Below are 14,586 nucleotides of genomic sequence, written 5' to 3'. Positions count from 1 at the left end.
CGGGGAACGTCCCATGAGCTTTTGCCCGCGCCCCCGCGCGGGGTCAGAGCTTGGGCAGGTCCGGTCCGATCCTGCTCCGTACGGCGGTCTGCACCTCGTCCTCCTCGGCGGGGTCGGCCGCGAGGCGGCGCAGCCGCTCGGCCACCCGTACGTCACCGGTCTCGGCGTGCAGTGCGGCGATCTCCCGGGTGGTCTCCTCGCAGTCCCACAGGCACTCGACGGCGAAGCCGGTGGGGAAGGAGGGGTCCGTGGCGGCCAGGGCGCGGGCCGTGCGCCCGCGCAGCTGGGATGAGGCGGTTTCGCGGTAGATGTGGCGCAGTACGGGTGCGGCACAGGCGACGCCCAGCCTGCCCGTGCCGTCGACGAGGGAGTAGAGCGACGGCGCGTCGGGGCCCTCGGCCCGTACCGCCTCGCGCAACGCCCCGAGGACGAGCGTGGCGTCGCGGGCATCGCCCCGGCAGGCCAGTACGCCCGCCGCGGAGGCGCCCAGGGGGTCGGGCCGGTGCACCCAGCCGCGTGCGCGGTCGACGGCCTCGTCGCCGCACATGCGCTCGAAGGCGGCGACGGCGGCCTCGGCGACGATACGGGAGTCGCTCGCCGCCGCGGCCTCGATGAGGTCGAGGACGGCGGGGTCCCGGGCCTCGGCGAGATGGTGCAGCGCGGCGCAGCGGGCACCGTCGGGGCCGCTGCGGGCTGCCTCGACGATCAGGGGTCGGTCGTCCGGGCCGGCGACGGCGGTCAGGCAGCGGGCGGCCGGCACATGGAGTACCGATCCGCGCTCCAGGCCTTCCTGGGCCCATTCGAAGACGGCCTGGACGCTCCAGCCGGGCCGGGGCCCGGTGGGGCGCATCTGGCGCTGCCAGCGGTCGAAGGAGCCCTGTTCCCGGGCCGCTCGCACACGGGCGCCGATCGCGTCGTGCCGGTCCTCGGCCCACAGCCGCCACGGGCGGGGCTCGAAGGCGTCGCGCACGGCGGCGGCCAGCTCGGCCTCGCCGTCCGGGGTGGCGGGAAACCGGGCGAGGACGGGGGTGGCGAGGCTGCGCAGCCCGGCGTCGTCGTCGCGGAGGGCGAGCTCGTCGAGCGCCCAGGACCAATTGGTCCCGGTGGCGGCGTACCGGCGCAGCAGTACGAGGGCGTCCTCGCGGCCGTACGCGGCGAGATGGCCGAGGACGGCGAGCGCCAGCCCGGTCCGTGACTCCTCGGTGTCGAGGAGGTCCTCGGCGCCGAACAGGTGGGCCTCGATCTCTTCGAGCCCGCCGTGCAGATCCAGGTAGAGGCGTGCGTAGTAGAGGGAGCGGTTCTCGACCTGCCAGTCCTGGCGGGGGTCGCTGAGAACGCAGTGGTTGAGGGCCGCGAGGGCTTCGGCCCGTGGCGCGGCGAGCGCGTGCAGCGTGCCGTCGCCGCGACCCCTCTGCAGCAGGCCGAGCAGGGTACCGCTCGGCGCTATGACTGGATCGAACATGGAAAATGCCTCACATCAAGCTGTCGACGCACCCGGAGGAGACCGGGGATCCCGGGGTGACCGGGGAACGGTGATTACCTAGGCCGCGCAGCAACATGTGGAGCCGCCCGTCGTCTTCCGCTTGGTGTCGACCATCTTCCTCTGCCTCTCGTCGGTGGCCCCGTACGGGCCCGACGTCATGATGACCCAGCCATTTCGCCACCGCGACCACATTTACGGCGCCGCTCTCACCTGGCGTTCGTCACCCGTTCACCGGGACTCGAACAGCTCCAGGAGGTGCGTCTTCCCAAACATCCTCGCGGTATCCACCGCGGACGGAGTTCCTGCTTCCGGATCGGCACCGGCGGCCAGGAGAGCACGGATGATGCCGTCCTCGCCCTTGAACACGGCGCCCGCGATCGGCGTCTGGCCCCGGTCGTTGACACGGTTGGGGTCGGCGCCGCGCTCCAGGAGGGCGGCCACCGCCTCCTCGTGCCCGTGGTAGGCGGCGAGCATCACCAGGGAGTCGCCCTTGTCGTTGGTGAGGTTCGCGGGCACGCCCGCGTCGACGTACGCGGCGAGCGCCTCGGCGTCACCCTGCCGTGCCAGATCGAAGACCTTGGACGCCAGCGCGATCACCTCGGGGTCCGGGGTTTCACTCATCGGACGTACTGCCTTTCACCTCGTTGACGCGCCATGGACACCATGGCCGCGCGCGACCACGACAGCCGCTTTGACCTGCATGGACCCGGTTGGGCCGGTACGCACGGCGGGAGCGCCGTACGAGTGAACCGACAGGGTACTGCCCGGCCGCGCACATGACCCGGCCCGGCGACGGCAAGGGATGTGCCGCGGGCGGAGCCGCCTCGCGACGCGGGCCATCCATCCGCCATTCAAGTGAAAAGCGGATAAGTTCACCCATTTGCACCTTTTATCACATAGATACTTGCTGTGAGGCTGGAAGTACTGAAGGTGACTGTCCCCTCACCCAGGAGATCCCCTCATGATCCTGTCCATCTCAGGCGTGGTACTGCTCGGCATCATCGTCTTCCTCTTCTTCAAGAAGGACGGGCTCAAGGCCTCCCACGCCCTCGTCTGCGCACTCTTCGGCTTCTACCTCGCGGGTACCGCGATCGCACCCAGCATCACGGCGGGCGGTGCCAGCCTCGCCAGCCTGCTGGGCGGGATCAAGTTCTGACGCCCCGCGGCCCCTTCCACGACTTCAGGATCAGGAGTACGACGTGGCCCGGCGCCTTCTTCCGCGCATCTCGAACCTCCCGAGCATTCCGAGCCTGCCGAGCACTGCCAGTGCCCGGATCGCACGCGGTCGGGAGATCGCACGAACGGCCGCCGACGGCGCCACCGACGTCCTCCATCCGCTGATCACGATCTCCCGTGGCCTGCGGAAGCTGGCCGGGGCCGGCCGCGCCAAATGGGCCGCGACCCCCAAGGAACGGCGCGGTCCCGCGCTGTTCGTGGTCGCGGCCTGCGTGCTGGCCGTCGCGCTCATCCCGTACGGGCCGATGCTGGCCCTGGTCTCGGTGATGGGCGCGGCGGCGTGGCAGGGGCGCGAGCGCCCGGTCGTGAGGACGGGGCCGGACGAGGCGGAGACCGAGCGGCTCCGGGCGCTGTACGAGGCCCTGGTGCCGTACTTCTCCGTCCCGGAGGACCCGAGCCCGCTGTTCGCCCACGGCGGCGACTGGGCCAAGGCCTTCAGCGACTTCGAGTTCGACGGCGACGGACGGCCCACCCGGCTGCGGATCGCCTACCCGGCGTACTTCACGGACGGCGAGGCCACCGCCCGCGCGAGGATCGAGCAGCTGCTGCACGCCAAGTCCGGACGGGGCCGGGAGTATCTCTTCGACTGGGACGAAGAGGGAAACCAGCTCCTTGTACGGGTGCTTCCGGCGCTGTCCACGTCGGTGGCCGCCCAGCGCTTCGTCACCGTGCCGGGCGAGACGGTACTGGGGTTCACCGACCCCGAGGCCGTGCAGCGGACCGTGCCGGTGCGGGACGGCGACGAGTCCCGGGACGCGCCGGCCGTGGTGTGGCGTACGGGGCCGCGCTCGACCGAGCCGCATCTGCTGGCCGTCGGGCAGCCCGGCAGCGGCACCACGACGCTGCTGCGGTCCATCGCGCTCCAGGCGCTCCAGCACGGCGACGTACTCGTCGTCGAGGGCAGCGGGACCGGCGAGTACGCCTGTCTCACCGGGCGCGACGGGGTCCTGGCGGTCGAATGCGGGCTGAGCGGCGCCCTGTCCAGCCTCGAATGGGCGGCGCACGAGACGGAACGGCGGCTGATCGCGGCGAACCGGGCGCGGCAGGCGGGGCATCCGGCGCCCGAGGACACCAGGCGGCCGTTGTGGATCCTGCTGGACCGGCCGAGCGTGTTCGGCCATCTGGCGGCGGCTGACGGGCGGACGGACCCGCAGTCACTGCTCCAGGTCCCCCTCCGGCACGGGCGGGCGGCCCATGTGACGGTGGTGGTGGCCGAGCAGTTCGACTGCCTGGACACGCTCTGCGAGGCGGTATGGGCGTACACCCGCGCCCGGGTCGTCCTCGGGCCCGCCACGCCGGAACAGGTGCGGTGCGTCCTGGACGCCGCCCCGCACACCACCCCGACACCGCACGTCCCGCCCGGGCGCGGCTACGCCCGGCTCGGTACGGGACCGGTGCTGCGGCTCCAGGTGCCGGCGACGCCCGACCCGTACGACGACGCGACCACGGAGGCGCACCGGCAGGCCGTCCTGGACCTCCTCCCCGACCGCCGGCCCGCACCGGTGCCGGTGGCCGCCCCCGTGGGCGCCGCCTCGGGGCCCGCCCCCACGTACGCGCCGGAAACGCGCCCCGCACCCGGCGCCCCGGTCGTCCCGGAGGAACCGGCCGCACCGGCCGTGCCTGAACCGCTGCCGCCCACGCCGGCCGTCCCCGAGCCGCTGCCCGCCGCCCAGCGACCGGCGGCGGACACGGGCCGGCTGCCGGCGAGCTGACCGCGCACAGACCCCACCACCGCGAACCAGCACCGCCCGCGGACCGCACCGCCCACAGACCCCACCGCCGCACCGGGCAGCCACGCCCTACGCCACGAACGTCCTCGGTGACTCGCCCGAACCGGCGCTCGCGCCCGCCTTCACCAGCCGGGCCGCCGCCGCCAGGCGTACCGCGGCTTCGTCGGCGACCGGTCCGGCGACCGTGAACGGCAGCCGGACGTACCCCTCGAAGGCACCGTCCACACCGAAGCGGGGCCCCGACGGCACCCGTACGCCGACCCGTTCGCCCACCTCGGCCAGCCGGGAGCCGGACAGGCCTCCGGTGCGCACCCACAGGGTCAGGCCGCCGCTCGGCACCTCGAACTCCCAGTCGGGCAGCTCCCGGCGTACCGCCGCGACCAGCGCGTCACGGTTCTCGCGCGCCTGGGCACGGCGCAGGGCGACCGCCTCCTCCCAGCCGCCGGTGCGCATCAGCCAGTCGACACCGAGCTGTTCCAGTACGGGAGTGCCGAGGTCGGCGTACGCGCGGGCGGCGACCAGCGACCGGATCACGTCCGGCGCCGCCCGCACCCACCCGATGCGCATGCCCGCCCAGAACGCCTTGCTCGCCGAACCGACGGTGAGCACCGTGCTCCCGGCCGGGTCGAAGGCACACACGGGCCGGGGCATGTCGAGCCCCTCCTCCAGGTACAGCTCGGTCATGGTCTCGTCGACGACGAGCACCGTCCCGGCCGAGCGGGACGCGTCGACCAGCGCGCGCCGCCGGTCCTCGTCCGCGAGGGCCCCGGTCGGGTTGTGGAAGTCCGCCACGACGTAGGCGAGCCGGGGCGCGGCGTCCCTCAGCACCTGGCGCCAGCGCGCCACGTCCCAGCCCTCCAGGCCCTCGGCCATCGCGACGGGCACCAGGCGGGCGCCGGCCTCCCGCATCAGCTGGAGGATGTTGGCGTACGACGGCGACTCCACGGCGATACGTTCACCACGACCGGCGAAAAGATGGCAGATGGCGTCGATCGCGCCCATCGCGCCCGTCGTCACCATGATCTGCTCGGGCATCGTCGGGATGCCCCGCCGGGTGTACCGGTCGGCGAGCATCTGGCGCAGCGCGGGCAGACCGGCCGGATAGTCCCCGTGCGTGTGGGCGTAGGGCGGCAGCTCTTCGAGGGCGCCCTGGAAACCGCGGGTGAGCCATGGCTCGGGCGCGGGCAGGGAGGCGCAGCCGAGGTCGATCATCGAGCCGAGGGACTCCGGGGGCAGCGGTTCCAGGCCGCGCGCCGGGAGGGGGTTCCCGGCGGGGACGGCCGTCCAGCTTCCCGCGCCGCGGCGGGACTCGAGAAAGCCTTCGGCGCGCAGCGCCTCGTAGGCGGCGGCGACCGTCGTACGGCTCACGGACAGGGCGAGGGCCAGCTCGCGCTCGGCGGGGAGGCGGGCGGCGACCGGGACACGACCCTCCAGCACCAGCAGGCGGATGCCGTCGGCGAGCGCACGGTAGGCGGGCGGCTTGCGGGTGCCGGGGCCGGCCGGCCGGGGCTGCTGTGCGTTCAGCTGCCGGGCAAGTTGGGCCGGGCCCACCGCCGAAGTCCACTCAGCCATGGATTTCAGTCCACCTTCCTCGAATTGGACCTGGTTGGCATCCAAAGTCCTGCCACAGGGTGGCATGAACCAGTCCACCACCACCACATCGGGGGCACAACACATGTCGACGACATCCGGCACACCGGATCGGGACTCGGACGCCACACCACGGCACCTCACCCGTCGGCTGCTCCAGCTCTACTCGGGCCTGACTCTGTACGGGGTGAGTTCGGCCCTGCTCGTCCGCAGCGGTCTCGGCCTGGAGCCGTGGAACGTCCTGCACCAGGGACTGGCCGAGCTGACCGGTCTGACGATGGGAGTGGTCCTGACCATCGTCGGCGCCGCCGTACTCCTCCTGTGGATCCCGCTACGCCAGAAGCCCGGCCTGGGCACGGTCTCCAACGTCCTCGTCATCGGTGTCGCGATGGACGGTGCCCTGTGGCTCCTCCCGGACGCGCACGGCCTGCCCGTCCAGATCCCGCTGATGATCGCCGGAATCGTGCTCAACGGTGTGGCCACCGGCCTCTACATAGCCGCCCGCTTCGGCCCCGGCCCGCGCGACGGGCTGATGACGGGCCTGCACCGGCTCACCGGCCGCTCCATCCGTCTGATCCGTACGACGATCGAGGTCGCCGTGGTCCTCACCGGCTTCCTGCTGGACGGCTCCCTCGGCGCGGGGACGGTGCTCTACGCCCTGGCGATCGGTCCGCTCGCCCAGTTCTTCCTGCGCGTCTTCGCCATCCCCGGTCAGGGCGGCGGAAGCACCGTGGTCGCTTCCGGGAAACCACGGCAGGCCATACTGCGGCGGTGACTCGCGTACGCCATCCCTATCTGGACCATCCCTCCTCCCCCATACCCTTCGCCCATCGCGGCGGGGCCGCGGACGGGCTGGAGAACACGGTGGCCGCCTTCCGGCGCGCCGCCGCGGCCGGTTACCGCTACTTCGAGACGGACGTGCACACGACCGCCGACGGCCGGCTGGTCGCCTTCCACGACGCGACGCTGGACCGGGTGACGGACACCCGTGGCCGGATACGGGACCTGCCGTGGAGTGCCGTCCGCCACGCGCGCGTGGCGGGCAAGGAGCCGCTGCCGCTCTTCGAGGAGCTGCTGGAGGAGTTTCCGGACGCCCGCTGGAACGTGGACATCAAGGCGGAGCCCGCCCTGGAGCCGCTGGTCGAGGTCGTGCGGAAGGCGGCTGCCTGGGACCGGGTGTGTGTCGGCTCGTTCAACGAGGGCCGGGTGGCGAGGGCGCTCCGGCTCGCGGGCCCACGCCTGGCCACCTCCTACGGAGTGCGCGGCGTGCTGGGGCTGCGGCTGCGGTCGTACGGGATTCCGGCGGCGCTGCGGGCGGGTGCGGTGGCGGCGCAGGTGCCGGAGACCCAGAACGGGATCCGGGTGGTGGACCGGCGCTTCGTGAAGGCCGCGCACGAACGGGGTCTTCAGGTGCACGTGTGGACCGTGAACGATCCGGATCGGATGGCCGCTCTGCTCGACCTCGGGGTCGATGGCATCATGACCGATCATCTGGAGACGTTGCGCACGGTGCTGACCGACCGGGGGGTCTGGGTCTGAGCGTGCCCTGTCGTCTCCGCCACGGGGACGAACGAGGGGGCGGGCGTGAGCGACGCCGAAACCGCCGACCGGGCCGCCGGTGAATCCGGGCCGTCCGACCGTCGACGCGAGCAACGCGGCTGGTACTTCTACGACTTCGCGTGTTCGGTCTACTCGACGAGCGTGCTGACGGTCTTCATCGGCCCCTATCTGACGTCGGTCGCCAAGGCCGCCGCGGACGCGGACGGCTTCGTCCACCCGCTGGGAATCCCGGTCCGCGCGGGGTCGCTGTTCGCGTACGCGGTGTCCCTTTCCGTCGTCGTGGCCGTGCTGGTGATGCCCCTGGCGGGTGCGGCGGCCGACCGCACGGGACGCAAGAAGCCGCTGCTGGCGGTGTCCGCGTACCTGGGGGCGGCCGCCACGGCGGGCATGTTCTTCCTGGAGGGCGACCGCTATCTCCTGGGCGCGTTCCTCCTGATTGTGGCGAACGCCTCACTCGCGGTCTCGATGGTGCTGTACAACGCCTATCTGCCGCAGATCGCCGAGCCCGACGAACGCGACGCCGTGTCCTCCCGCGGCTGGGCGTTCGGCTATACGTCGGGTGCTCTCGTCCTCCTCCTGGACCTGGTCCTGTACACGGGCCATGCGTCGTTCGGGCTCTCGGAGTCGGAGGCCGTGCGGATCTGCCTGGCCTCGGCCGGCCTGTGGTGGGGCGCCTTCACCCTCGTACCGCTTCGGCGGTTGCGTGACCGTGGGGTGGCGCCTGGTGAGGGCGCGGTCGGTTCGGGGTGGCGGCAGTTGCTGGCGACGCTGCGCGACATGCGCCGGCATCCGCTGACGCTCTCCTTCCTCCTCGCCTACCTCGTCTACAACGACGGTGTCCAGACGGTGATTTCACAGGCGTCCATCTACGGCTCCGAGGAACTGGGGCTGGACCAGACCACGCTCATCACGGCCGTGCTGCTGGTGCAGGTGCTGGCGGTCGCGGGGGCGCTGGGCATGGGACGGCTGGCGCGTACGTACGGCGCGAAGCGGACGATCCTCGGTTCGCTCGCGGTGTGGACGCTGATCCTCGCGGCCGGATACTTCCTGCCCGCCGGGGCGCCGGTGTGGTTCTACGCGCTGGCGGCGGCGATCGGTCTGGTCCTGGGCGGCAGCCAGGCGCTGTCGCGGTCCCTGTTCTCGCACCTGGTACCCCGCGGCAAGGAGGCCGAGTACTTCTCGGCGTACGAGATGAGCGACCGCGGGCTGAGCTGGCTGGGGCCATTGGTGTTCGGACTCGCCTACCAGCTGACCGGCAGCTACCGGGATGCCATCATCTCGTTGGTGATCTTCTTCGTGCTCGGATTCGTTCTCCTCGCGCGGGTACCCGTCCGAAAGGCGGTGGCCGCCGCGGGGAACCCGGTGCCCGACCGGATTTAGACGCGGAAGTGAAAGGCCGGTAGTGTACGCCTTTGGCCTGCCAGGCGGACCGTTACTGCGTGCTCTGCAAGTAAAGACGCTGGGTGACATCTGCTGCCAGATGTGACAAACCGGGCACTGGTGGGTACAACAAGGGGCGGCACGACGGGCGACGCATGACCCGCAACGGGAATCTTTACCGCCGACCGGACGTTGACCGGATGACGACGACAGCGACACCTGTCCTGTGGGCGACAAGCCCGGGAGGCACGATTCATGAGTGAGCGAGCTCTTCGCGGCACGCGCCTCGTGGTGACCAGCTACGAGACCGACCGCGGCATCGATCTGGCCCCGCGCCAGGCGGTGGAGTACGCATGCGAGAAGGGGCATCGTTTCGAGATGCCGTTCTCGGTCGAGGCGGAGATTCCGCCGGAGTGGGAGTGCAAGGTCTGCGGAAGCCAGGCACTCCTCGTTGACGGGGACGGCCCCGAGGAGAAGAAGGGCAAGCCGGCGCGTACGCACTGGGACATGCTCATGGAGCGGCGCACCCGCGAGGAGCTCGAGGAAGTGCTGGCCGAGAGGCTGGCGGTCCTGCGTTCCGGCGCCATGAACATCGCCGTGCATCCGCGCGACAGCCGGAAGTCCGCGTAAGCGCACAACACAGCAGCAAAGCCGCGGGGCGGCGGTACACCTGGTGTACCGCCGCCCCGCGGCTTTCGGCCGTGCCCTCGCGCGCCGCGTCAGCGGGCCAGCGGCGGCCGGGGGCCCTCGTCGCCGTACGCGCCCGGCTGCCGGGGCGCGTCGTCACGGATGACCTCACCCTGCACGACCTTGCCGTCGGGCCGGTGCATACGAGCTTGCTGAAACGCGTCGCCCAGGGAACCGTAGCCGGGCACGGCCGCCCGCACACGGCGCTCCAGAGTCCTCTCCGCGTACCGCCCGGCCATCGCGCGCACGCCCGGGAGCAGGAGCAGCAGACCCGCCACGTCGGAGATCGGACCCGGCAGCATCAGCAGCAGCCCGCCGAGCATCAAAAAGCCGTTTCCCGTGCTCGCCCGGTCCGTGCCGACGGGGGACCCGGGGGCGGCGCCCTGCTGCTGTTGCAGCGTCTCGGTCAGCGTACGGAAGGCCCGGCGTCCCGCCCGCTTGATCACCGCGGCACCGAGCACACCACCCGCGAGGAGCAGGACGAGCACGGTGAGTCCGCCTGCCGCCCCCGCCACCAGGGTCAGCAGCCAGATCTCCAGCACCAGCCAGGCGGCCAGGCCGAGAGGAGCGAGCTTGCGGGCGCGCGAGCGCGGTGCGCGGGCGCGAGGAAGCGGTGGACCGGTCATCATGCTCCCAGTGTGCCTGGGAGCCTGCCAGGACGGCGTAAAGGGCGGCTCAGGAACGATCGGCAGAGCCGGATCCCCCGGAGGGTCCGGCGGAGCCGGAGTCGCCGGACGCGCCCGAGGACGGGCCGGACGGCGCCGAGGGGCCGAGCGGCCGGCGGCCGAGGAGGCGGCCGGCCCGGGAGCCGACGCCCCAGGCGGTGACCCGCCACAGCGCCTCGACGACGATGTCCCGGCTCATCTTGGAGTCGCCGAGCTCCCGCTCGACGAAGGTGATCGGCACCTCGACGACGTGGTAGCCGGCGGCGACGGCGCGGCGGGCCAGGTCGACCTGGAAGCAGTAGCCCTGGGAGGCGACCTCGTCGAGGCCGAGGCCCTCCAGCGTCTCCTTGCGGAAGGCGCGGAAGCCTCCGGTGACGTCCCGGATGGGGACGTCGAGCAGCAGGCGCGAGTAGGTGCTGCCGCCGCGGGAGAGGAACTCGCGGGACTTGGGCCAGTTCACGACCCGGCCGCCCGGGACCCAGCGGGAGCCGAGGACCAGGTCGGCGCCCTTGAGGGCGGTCAGCAGCCGGGGCAGTTCCTCGGGCTGGTGCGAGCCGTCCGCGTCCATCTCGACGAGGACGCCGTAGTCGCGCTCGATGCCCCAGCGGAAGCCCGCCAGGTAGGCGGCTCCGAGCCCTTCCTTGCCCTTGCGGTGCAGGACGTGGACGTGGTCGTCCTCGGCGGCCAGTTCGTCGGCCAGCTTGCCGGTGCCGTCCGGGCTGTTGTCGTCGGCGACGAGGACGTGGACGTCGGGCGCGGCGGCGCGCACCCGGGACACGATCGGCTTGATGTTCTCGGCCTCGTTGTAGGTCGGGATGATCACCAAGGCTCTGCCGAGCGGGCCGTACCGCCTCTGGCCACCGTCGTTCACTGCTGCCCCTCACGTCCGTACACGGATCACCACCATAGCGAGCCTCGGGCGAAGACCGTCGCGGCGGCGGTACGGAAAGGGCCTGACAGGCGGGGACGGCCCAGGCGCGAGTGGGGGCCCGACGTCCTTCGGGCCGACCTGGGGCCCGCTGGCTGCGGGTCGACCGAGAGCCGTTGTCTACTGAACGTCCGGGCCCCACCCGGGTCGCACCTCCCCCGAGCTCCTAGGGAGCAGGAGGGACCTCCGGCCGGCAAAAACCTTCCCTCGCCCCCGAGGCGCGGGCGCTGAACCTGGCTCCCAGTGGTGGTGCGCCGGTGCGGCACACCACCCCATGACCCAGCGGCGTTCGACGACTGCGTGAAGGTCGACCGGTCGGACGTCCTGTGGTGGACCCGCCGAACCTACCCGCCGCCGACCGCTCGCTGTCAACAGTCGTTCGACCTGCGGCGATTGACAGAAAGAGCAGGTCAGAGGGGAAGATCCCCAGGTCGCGGGCGACCCCTCCGGAACGGCGGCCGGGGCGCGGAATGTCCTTACGTCACTCGTTCGGTCGTACGAAGACCGTGCGTCCGGAGACCACGGTCCGCAGGCAGACGGGAAGGTCGACGCCGGGGGTCAGGTCGGGCAGGCCCGGTGTGCCGGAACGCGGGTCGGTGGACCACCGGGCGACCCGGTCGTCGGGCGCCTGGACGACCAGTTCGTCGGCGCGCCAGACGGCGTAGTCGGCGGGCGCCCCCGGTACGAGGATCCCGGCGTCGTCCCGGCCGGTGGCCCGCCAGCCGCCCCGGGTGTGGGCCGTGAAGCCCGCCCGTACCGAAATCCGGTGCTCCGGCGTGCGGTGGAACGCGGCGGCCCGCACGGTGCCCCACGGGTCCAGCGGGGTGACGGGGCTGTCGGAGCCGAACGCCAGGGGTACGCCGGCGCGCAGCATCGCCGCGTACGGGTTGAGCGTGCGCGCCCGCTCGGCGCCCAGGCGCTGCGCGTACATGCCGTCCTCTCCGCCCCAGGCGGCGTCGAAGGCGGGCTGTACGGAGGCGGTGACGCCGAGCTCGGCGAAGGCGGCGATGGTTTCGGGGGTGAGCATCTCGGCGTGCTCGACGCGGTGGCGGGCGGCACGCACGCGTGCCAGGCCGACCGTCTCGGCCGCCGCCCGTACGCCCTCGACGACCGCACTGACCGCGGCGTCTCCGATGGCGTGGAAGCCCGCCTGGAGCCCGGCCTCGGTGCAGGCGGTGACGTGGGCGGCGACGGCGGCCGCGTCGAGGTGGGCGGTGCCGGTGTGGCCGGCGTCCGCGTACGGCTCGTGCAGGCACGCGGTGTGCGAGCCGAGGGAACCGTCGACGAAGAGGTCTCCGGCCGCGCCGATCGCGCCGAGTTCGCGGACGCGCCGGGCGTCCTTCTCGCCGGACACGGCCTCGGCCCAGTAACCGACGACCCGGGGGCCGGGCTCTTCGGCGGCCAGCGCCAGCAGGGCGGTGAAGTCGTCCTCGTCGGAGATCTCGGGGCCCGCGCACTCGTGGACGGTGCCGATGCCGAGGGAGGCGGCGTGCCGCAGTGCGGCACGCTGGGCCTCGGCGCGCTGGTGGGGCGTGACGGCGGCGTGGGCGGCGGCCCGGACCGCGTGGTGCGCGGCGGCGGTGAGCGGCTGGTCCGGGTGGTATCCGGGCAGGTCGGTGACGCCGGGGACGAGGTCCAGGAGGGCGGTGGTGACGACCGCGGAATGGACGTCGACGCGCGGGAGGTAGAGCGGACGTCCGCCGGTGGCCTCGTCGAGTTCGGTACGGGACGGAGGGCGCTGTTCGGGCCAGCGGGCGGCGTCCCAGCCGTGGCCGAGGAGGACCTGGTCGGCCGGGCGGGAGGCGCTGTGTGCCCGTACGCGCTCCAGGGCTTCGGCGAGCGTGCGGGCCCCCGACAGGTCGAGGCCGGTGAGGGCGAGGCCGGTGGCCGTGGTGTGGACGTGCGCGTCGGTGAAGGCCGGGGTCACCAGGGCGCCTTCGAGGTCGACCACCTCGTCCACTCCGGAGGCGAAGGCGTCGGCCGCGCCCTCGGAGCCCACCCAGGCGACATGGCCGCGCTCGACGACCATCGCGGTGGCGAAGGGGTCGGCGGGGCTGTGGACGTCTCCACCGCGCAGGAGCACGGTGCGGTGTTCGCTCTCGGTCATGGTGACCAGCCTAGATACGCGCTCACACGCGCGGCGGCCGGGCCTCGTAGGGAGTGGACAGGACGACCGTCGTCCGGGTGGAGACACCGGACTGCGAACGGATCCGGGTGAGGAGGTGCTCCAGTTCCAGGGGGGTCGACACCCGTACCTTGAGGATGTAGTTCTCGTCGCCGGCGACACTGTGGCAGGCCTCGATCTCGGGGATGTCGGCGAGCCGGTCCGCGATGTCGTCGGGGGCGCTGGGGTCGAACGGTTTCACCGAGATGAACGCGGTCAGCGGCAGGCCCACCGCCTCGGGGTCGACGACGGCGGCATAGCCGCGGATGACTCCGCGCTGCTCGAGGCGTCGGACGCGCTGATGCACCGCCGAGGTGGACAGGCCCGTGGCCTTGCCCAGGTCGGTGTAGCTCATGCGCCCGTCCTTGACGAGCAACTCGACGATCTGACGATCCAGCTCCTCCATGCGGTCAACCTATTGCCCCCGGTGCCTCCCGGCACAGTCCGAGGCACCTCGGAGGGGCACCTGCGGGCGGCATGTGACGAAGACCACAGGTCTGTGACGGGGTCCTTCGTGACCGGATGGTTATTCGCGCGGGCGGAAGGGAATTGCTTGCTGTGGTCGAGGCCGCAAGAGCCTGGTCGGCCCACCCGAGGGGGAGATTCTCCATGCAGGAGCCTGTTGATTCGGTCGTATCCCACGAGGACGACGAATTCGACGCATACGACACTTTCGAGATGGTCCGGGTGATCTGCCCGGACTGCTCTCAACCCATCGCGCTACTGGCGGACGAGGACGTGCTGCCGGAGCACGCGCTGTGCCCCACGCCGTGGAACCCGTTCGTGCTGACGGTGTGCACCGGCACCGGGCGGGCGGCGTCCGACGCCCGCCCCGCCGACGAGTCGCTGGAGCTTCAGGAGCAGGACACCGCCCTGCTGCTGACCCTCCCGCAGGGGCTCGACTGGCGCACGCAGCCCTTCTCCCACGTGGGCGGCCCCGGCTCGCGACCGATCAAGGTGCCGGGCCGGGCCCACCGCCAGATGCCGCAGATGCGGCGCGCGGCCTGACACGTTCTGACTCCACGTCAGAGCTCCTGGCTGCCGCGACGTTCAGCCAGTAGTGGTCCTGCACCATCGCCGTGAGCGCCGTGAGCGTGGCGTGGTGCAGGAAGTCCGGCAGCCCCGGCCGGCCGAAGGCCACGCTCAGGTCCCGGAAGCACCGG

Annotated in this window: 14 protein-coding genes; 7 read left to right on the top strand and 7 right to left on the bottom strand. The window is 72.2% G+C overall.

All coding sequences use genetic code 11. The features are described from left to right. Positions 1-43 precede the first annotated feature (43 nt). Both ABT360_RS16115 and ABT360_RS16110 read right to left on the bottom strand, forming a co-directional pair. Positions 44-1,462: a HEAT repeat domain-containing protein gene (locus ABT360_RS16115; protein WP_351815740.1), complete on the bottom strand. Its 1,419-nt coding sequence runs from the start codon at positions 1,460-1,462 to the stop codon at positions 44-46. A gap of 249 nt (positions 1,463-1,711) precedes the next feature. Further along, a complete protein-coding gene (locus tag ABT360_RS16110; protein WP_351815737.1) occupies positions 1,712-2,104 on the bottom strand; it encodes an ankyrin repeat domain-containing protein in 393 nt (130 codons plus the stop codon). Positions 2,105-2,444: 340 nt separating this feature from the next. On the opposite strand from ABT360_RS16110, the gene ABT360_RS16105 reads away from it, so the two are divergent. Both ABT360_RS16105 and ABT360_RS16100 read left to right on the top strand, forming a co-directional pair. After that, on the top strand, positions 2,445-2,639 hold the full coding sequence (locus ABT360_RS16105) for a hypothetical protein (RefSeq protein WP_017949565.1): 195 nt from the start codon (positions 2,445-2,447) through the stop codon (positions 2,637-2,639). A gap of 43 nt (positions 2,640-2,682) precedes the next feature. Further along, positions 2,683-4,431 carry a hypothetical protein gene (locus ABT360_RS16100; protein WP_444852251.1) on the top strand — a complete coding sequence of 583 codons (1,749 nt, stop codon included), beginning with the start codon at positions 2,683-2,685 and terminating at the stop codon, positions 4,429-4,431. A gap of 87 nt (positions 4,432-4,518) precedes the next feature. Here the strand turns inward: ABT360_RS16100 and ABT360_RS16095 are convergent, their stop codons facing one another. Beyond that, positions 4,519-6,021: an SCO1417 family MocR-like transcription factor gene (locus ABT360_RS16095; protein ID WP_351815732.1), complete on the bottom strand. Its 1,503-nt coding sequence runs from the start codon at positions 6,019-6,021 to the stop codon at positions 4,519-4,521. Between the two features lie 103 nt (positions 6,022-6,124). On the opposite strand from ABT360_RS16095, the gene yczE reads away from it, so the two are divergent. The 4 genes from yczE to ABT360_RS16075 all read left to right on the top strand — a co-directional run bounded on the left by yczE (position 6,125) and on the right by ABT360_RS16075 (position 9,609). Then, the gene (gene yczE / locus ABT360_RS16090) at positions 6,125-6,814 is read left to right on the top strand and encodes a membrane protein YczE (RefSeq protein ID WP_351815730.1); all 690 of its coding nucleotides are present in this window, start codon (positions 6,125-6,127) and stop codon (positions 6,812-6,814) included. Continuing rightward, positions 6,811-7,578, top strand: a complete 768-nt coding sequence (locus ABT360_RS16085) for a glycerophosphodiester phosphodiesterase family protein (protein WP_351815727.1) — start codon at positions 6,811-6,813, stop codon at positions 7,576-7,578. Before yczE ends, ABT360_RS16085 begins: the two co-directional genes overlap by 4 nt. A 45-nt stretch (positions 7,579-7,623) precedes the next feature. Then, positions 7,624-8,979 (top strand): MFS transporter, encoded by a 1,356-nt coding sequence (locus ABT360_RS16080; protein WP_351815724.1) that lies wholly within the window; start codon positions 7,624-7,626, stop codon positions 8,977-8,979. Between the two features lie 255 nt (positions 8,980-9,234). Further along, complete coding sequence (locus tag ABT360_RS16075; RefSeq protein ID WP_026278069.1) at positions 9,235-9,609, top strand: RNA polymerase-binding protein RbpA; 375 nt, start codon at positions 9,235-9,237, stop codon at positions 9,607-9,609. Between the two features lie 89 nt (positions 9,610-9,698). Here ABT360_RS16075 and fxsA read toward each other — a convergent pair whose 3' ends face one another. The 4 genes from fxsA to ABT360_RS16055 form a co-directional block, all read right to left on the bottom strand. Further along, positions 9,699-10,295, bottom strand: coding sequence for an FxsA family membrane protein (fxsA, locus tag ABT360_RS16070; RefSeq protein ID WP_351815720.1), 597 nt, complete (start codon positions 10,293-10,295; stop codon positions 9,699-9,701). 46 nt (positions 10,296-10,341) lie between these two features. Beyond that, positions 10,342-11,202, bottom strand: coding sequence for a polyprenol monophosphomannose synthase (locus tag ABT360_RS16065; RefSeq protein WP_351815717.1), 861 nt, complete (start codon positions 11,200-11,202; stop codon positions 10,342-10,344). 538 nt (positions 11,203-11,740) lie between these two features. After that, positions 11,741-13,366, bottom strand: a complete 1,626-nt coding sequence (locus ABT360_RS16060; protein ID WP_351815714.1) for an amidohydrolase — start codon at positions 13,364-13,366, stop codon at positions 11,741-11,743. A gap of 22 nt (positions 13,367-13,388) precedes the next feature. Beyond that, positions 13,389-13,829: an Lrp/AsnC family transcriptional regulator gene (locus ABT360_RS16055; RefSeq protein WP_351815711.1), complete on the bottom strand. Its 441-nt coding sequence runs from the start codon at positions 13,827-13,829 to the stop codon at positions 13,389-13,391. A 203-nt stretch (positions 13,830-14,032) separates the two neighbouring features. Here ABT360_RS16055 and ABT360_RS16050 point away from each other — a divergent pair, with 203 nt between their 5' ends. Continuing rightward, the gene (locus ABT360_RS16050) at positions 14,033-14,431 is read left to right on the top strand and encodes a hypothetical protein (RefSeq protein ID WP_351815708.1); all 399 of its coding nucleotides are present in this window, start codon (positions 14,033-14,035) and stop codon (positions 14,429-14,431) included. Positions 14,432-14,586: the final 155 nt, after the last annotated feature.

Origin of the sequence: Streptomyces sp. NPDC000229 (assembly GCF_040300825.1) — a bacterium.
Classification (GTDB): Bacteria; Actinomycetota; Actinomycetes; order Streptomycetales; family Streptomycetaceae; genus Streptomyces.
Note: the sequence above shows the minus strand (reverse complement) of the source record. Positions and strands in the feature narration are given on the sequence as shown.

Bases quoted from the DNA above. Each gene is read 5' to 3' on its own strand.
- ABT360_RS16060 (WP_351815714.1), bottom strand. From the start codon at position 13,366: ATGACCGAGAGCGAACACCGCACCGTGCTCCTGCGCGGTGGAGACGTC.
- yczE (WP_351815730.1), top strand. From the start codon at position 6,125: ATGTCGACGACATCCGGCACACCGGATCGGGACTCGGACGCCACACCA.
- ABT360_RS16055 (WP_351815711.1), bottom strand. From the start codon at position 13,829: ATGGAGGAGCTGGATCGTCAGATCGTCGAGTTGCTCGTCAAGGACGGG.
- fxsA (WP_351815720.1), bottom strand. From the start codon at position 10,295: ATGATGACCGGTCCACCGCTTCCTCGCGCCCGCGCACCGCGCTCGCGC.
- ABT360_RS16110 (WP_351815737.1), bottom strand. From the start codon at position 2,104: ATGAGTGAAACCCCGGACCCCGAGGTGATCGCGCTGGCGTCCAAGGTC.
- ABT360_RS16095 (WP_351815732.1), bottom strand. From the start codon at position 6,021: ATGGCTGAGTGGACTTCGGCGGTGGGCCCGGCCCAACTTGCCCGGCAG.
- ABT360_RS16075 (WP_026278069.1), top strand. From the start codon at position 9,235: ATGAGTGAGCGAGCTCTTCGCGGCACGCGCCTCGTGGTGACCAGCTAC.
- ABT360_RS16050 (WP_351815708.1), top strand. From the start codon at position 14,033: ATGCAGGAGCCTGTTGATTCGGTCGTATCCCACGAGGACGACGAATTC.
- ABT360_RS16115 (WP_351815740.1), bottom strand. From the start codon at position 1,462: ATGTTCGATCCAGTCATAGCGCCGAGCGGTACCCTGCTCGGCCTGCTG.
- ABT360_RS16105 (WP_017949565.1), top strand. From the start codon at position 2,445: ATGATCCTGTCCATCTCAGGCGTGGTACTGCTCGGCATCATCGTCTTC.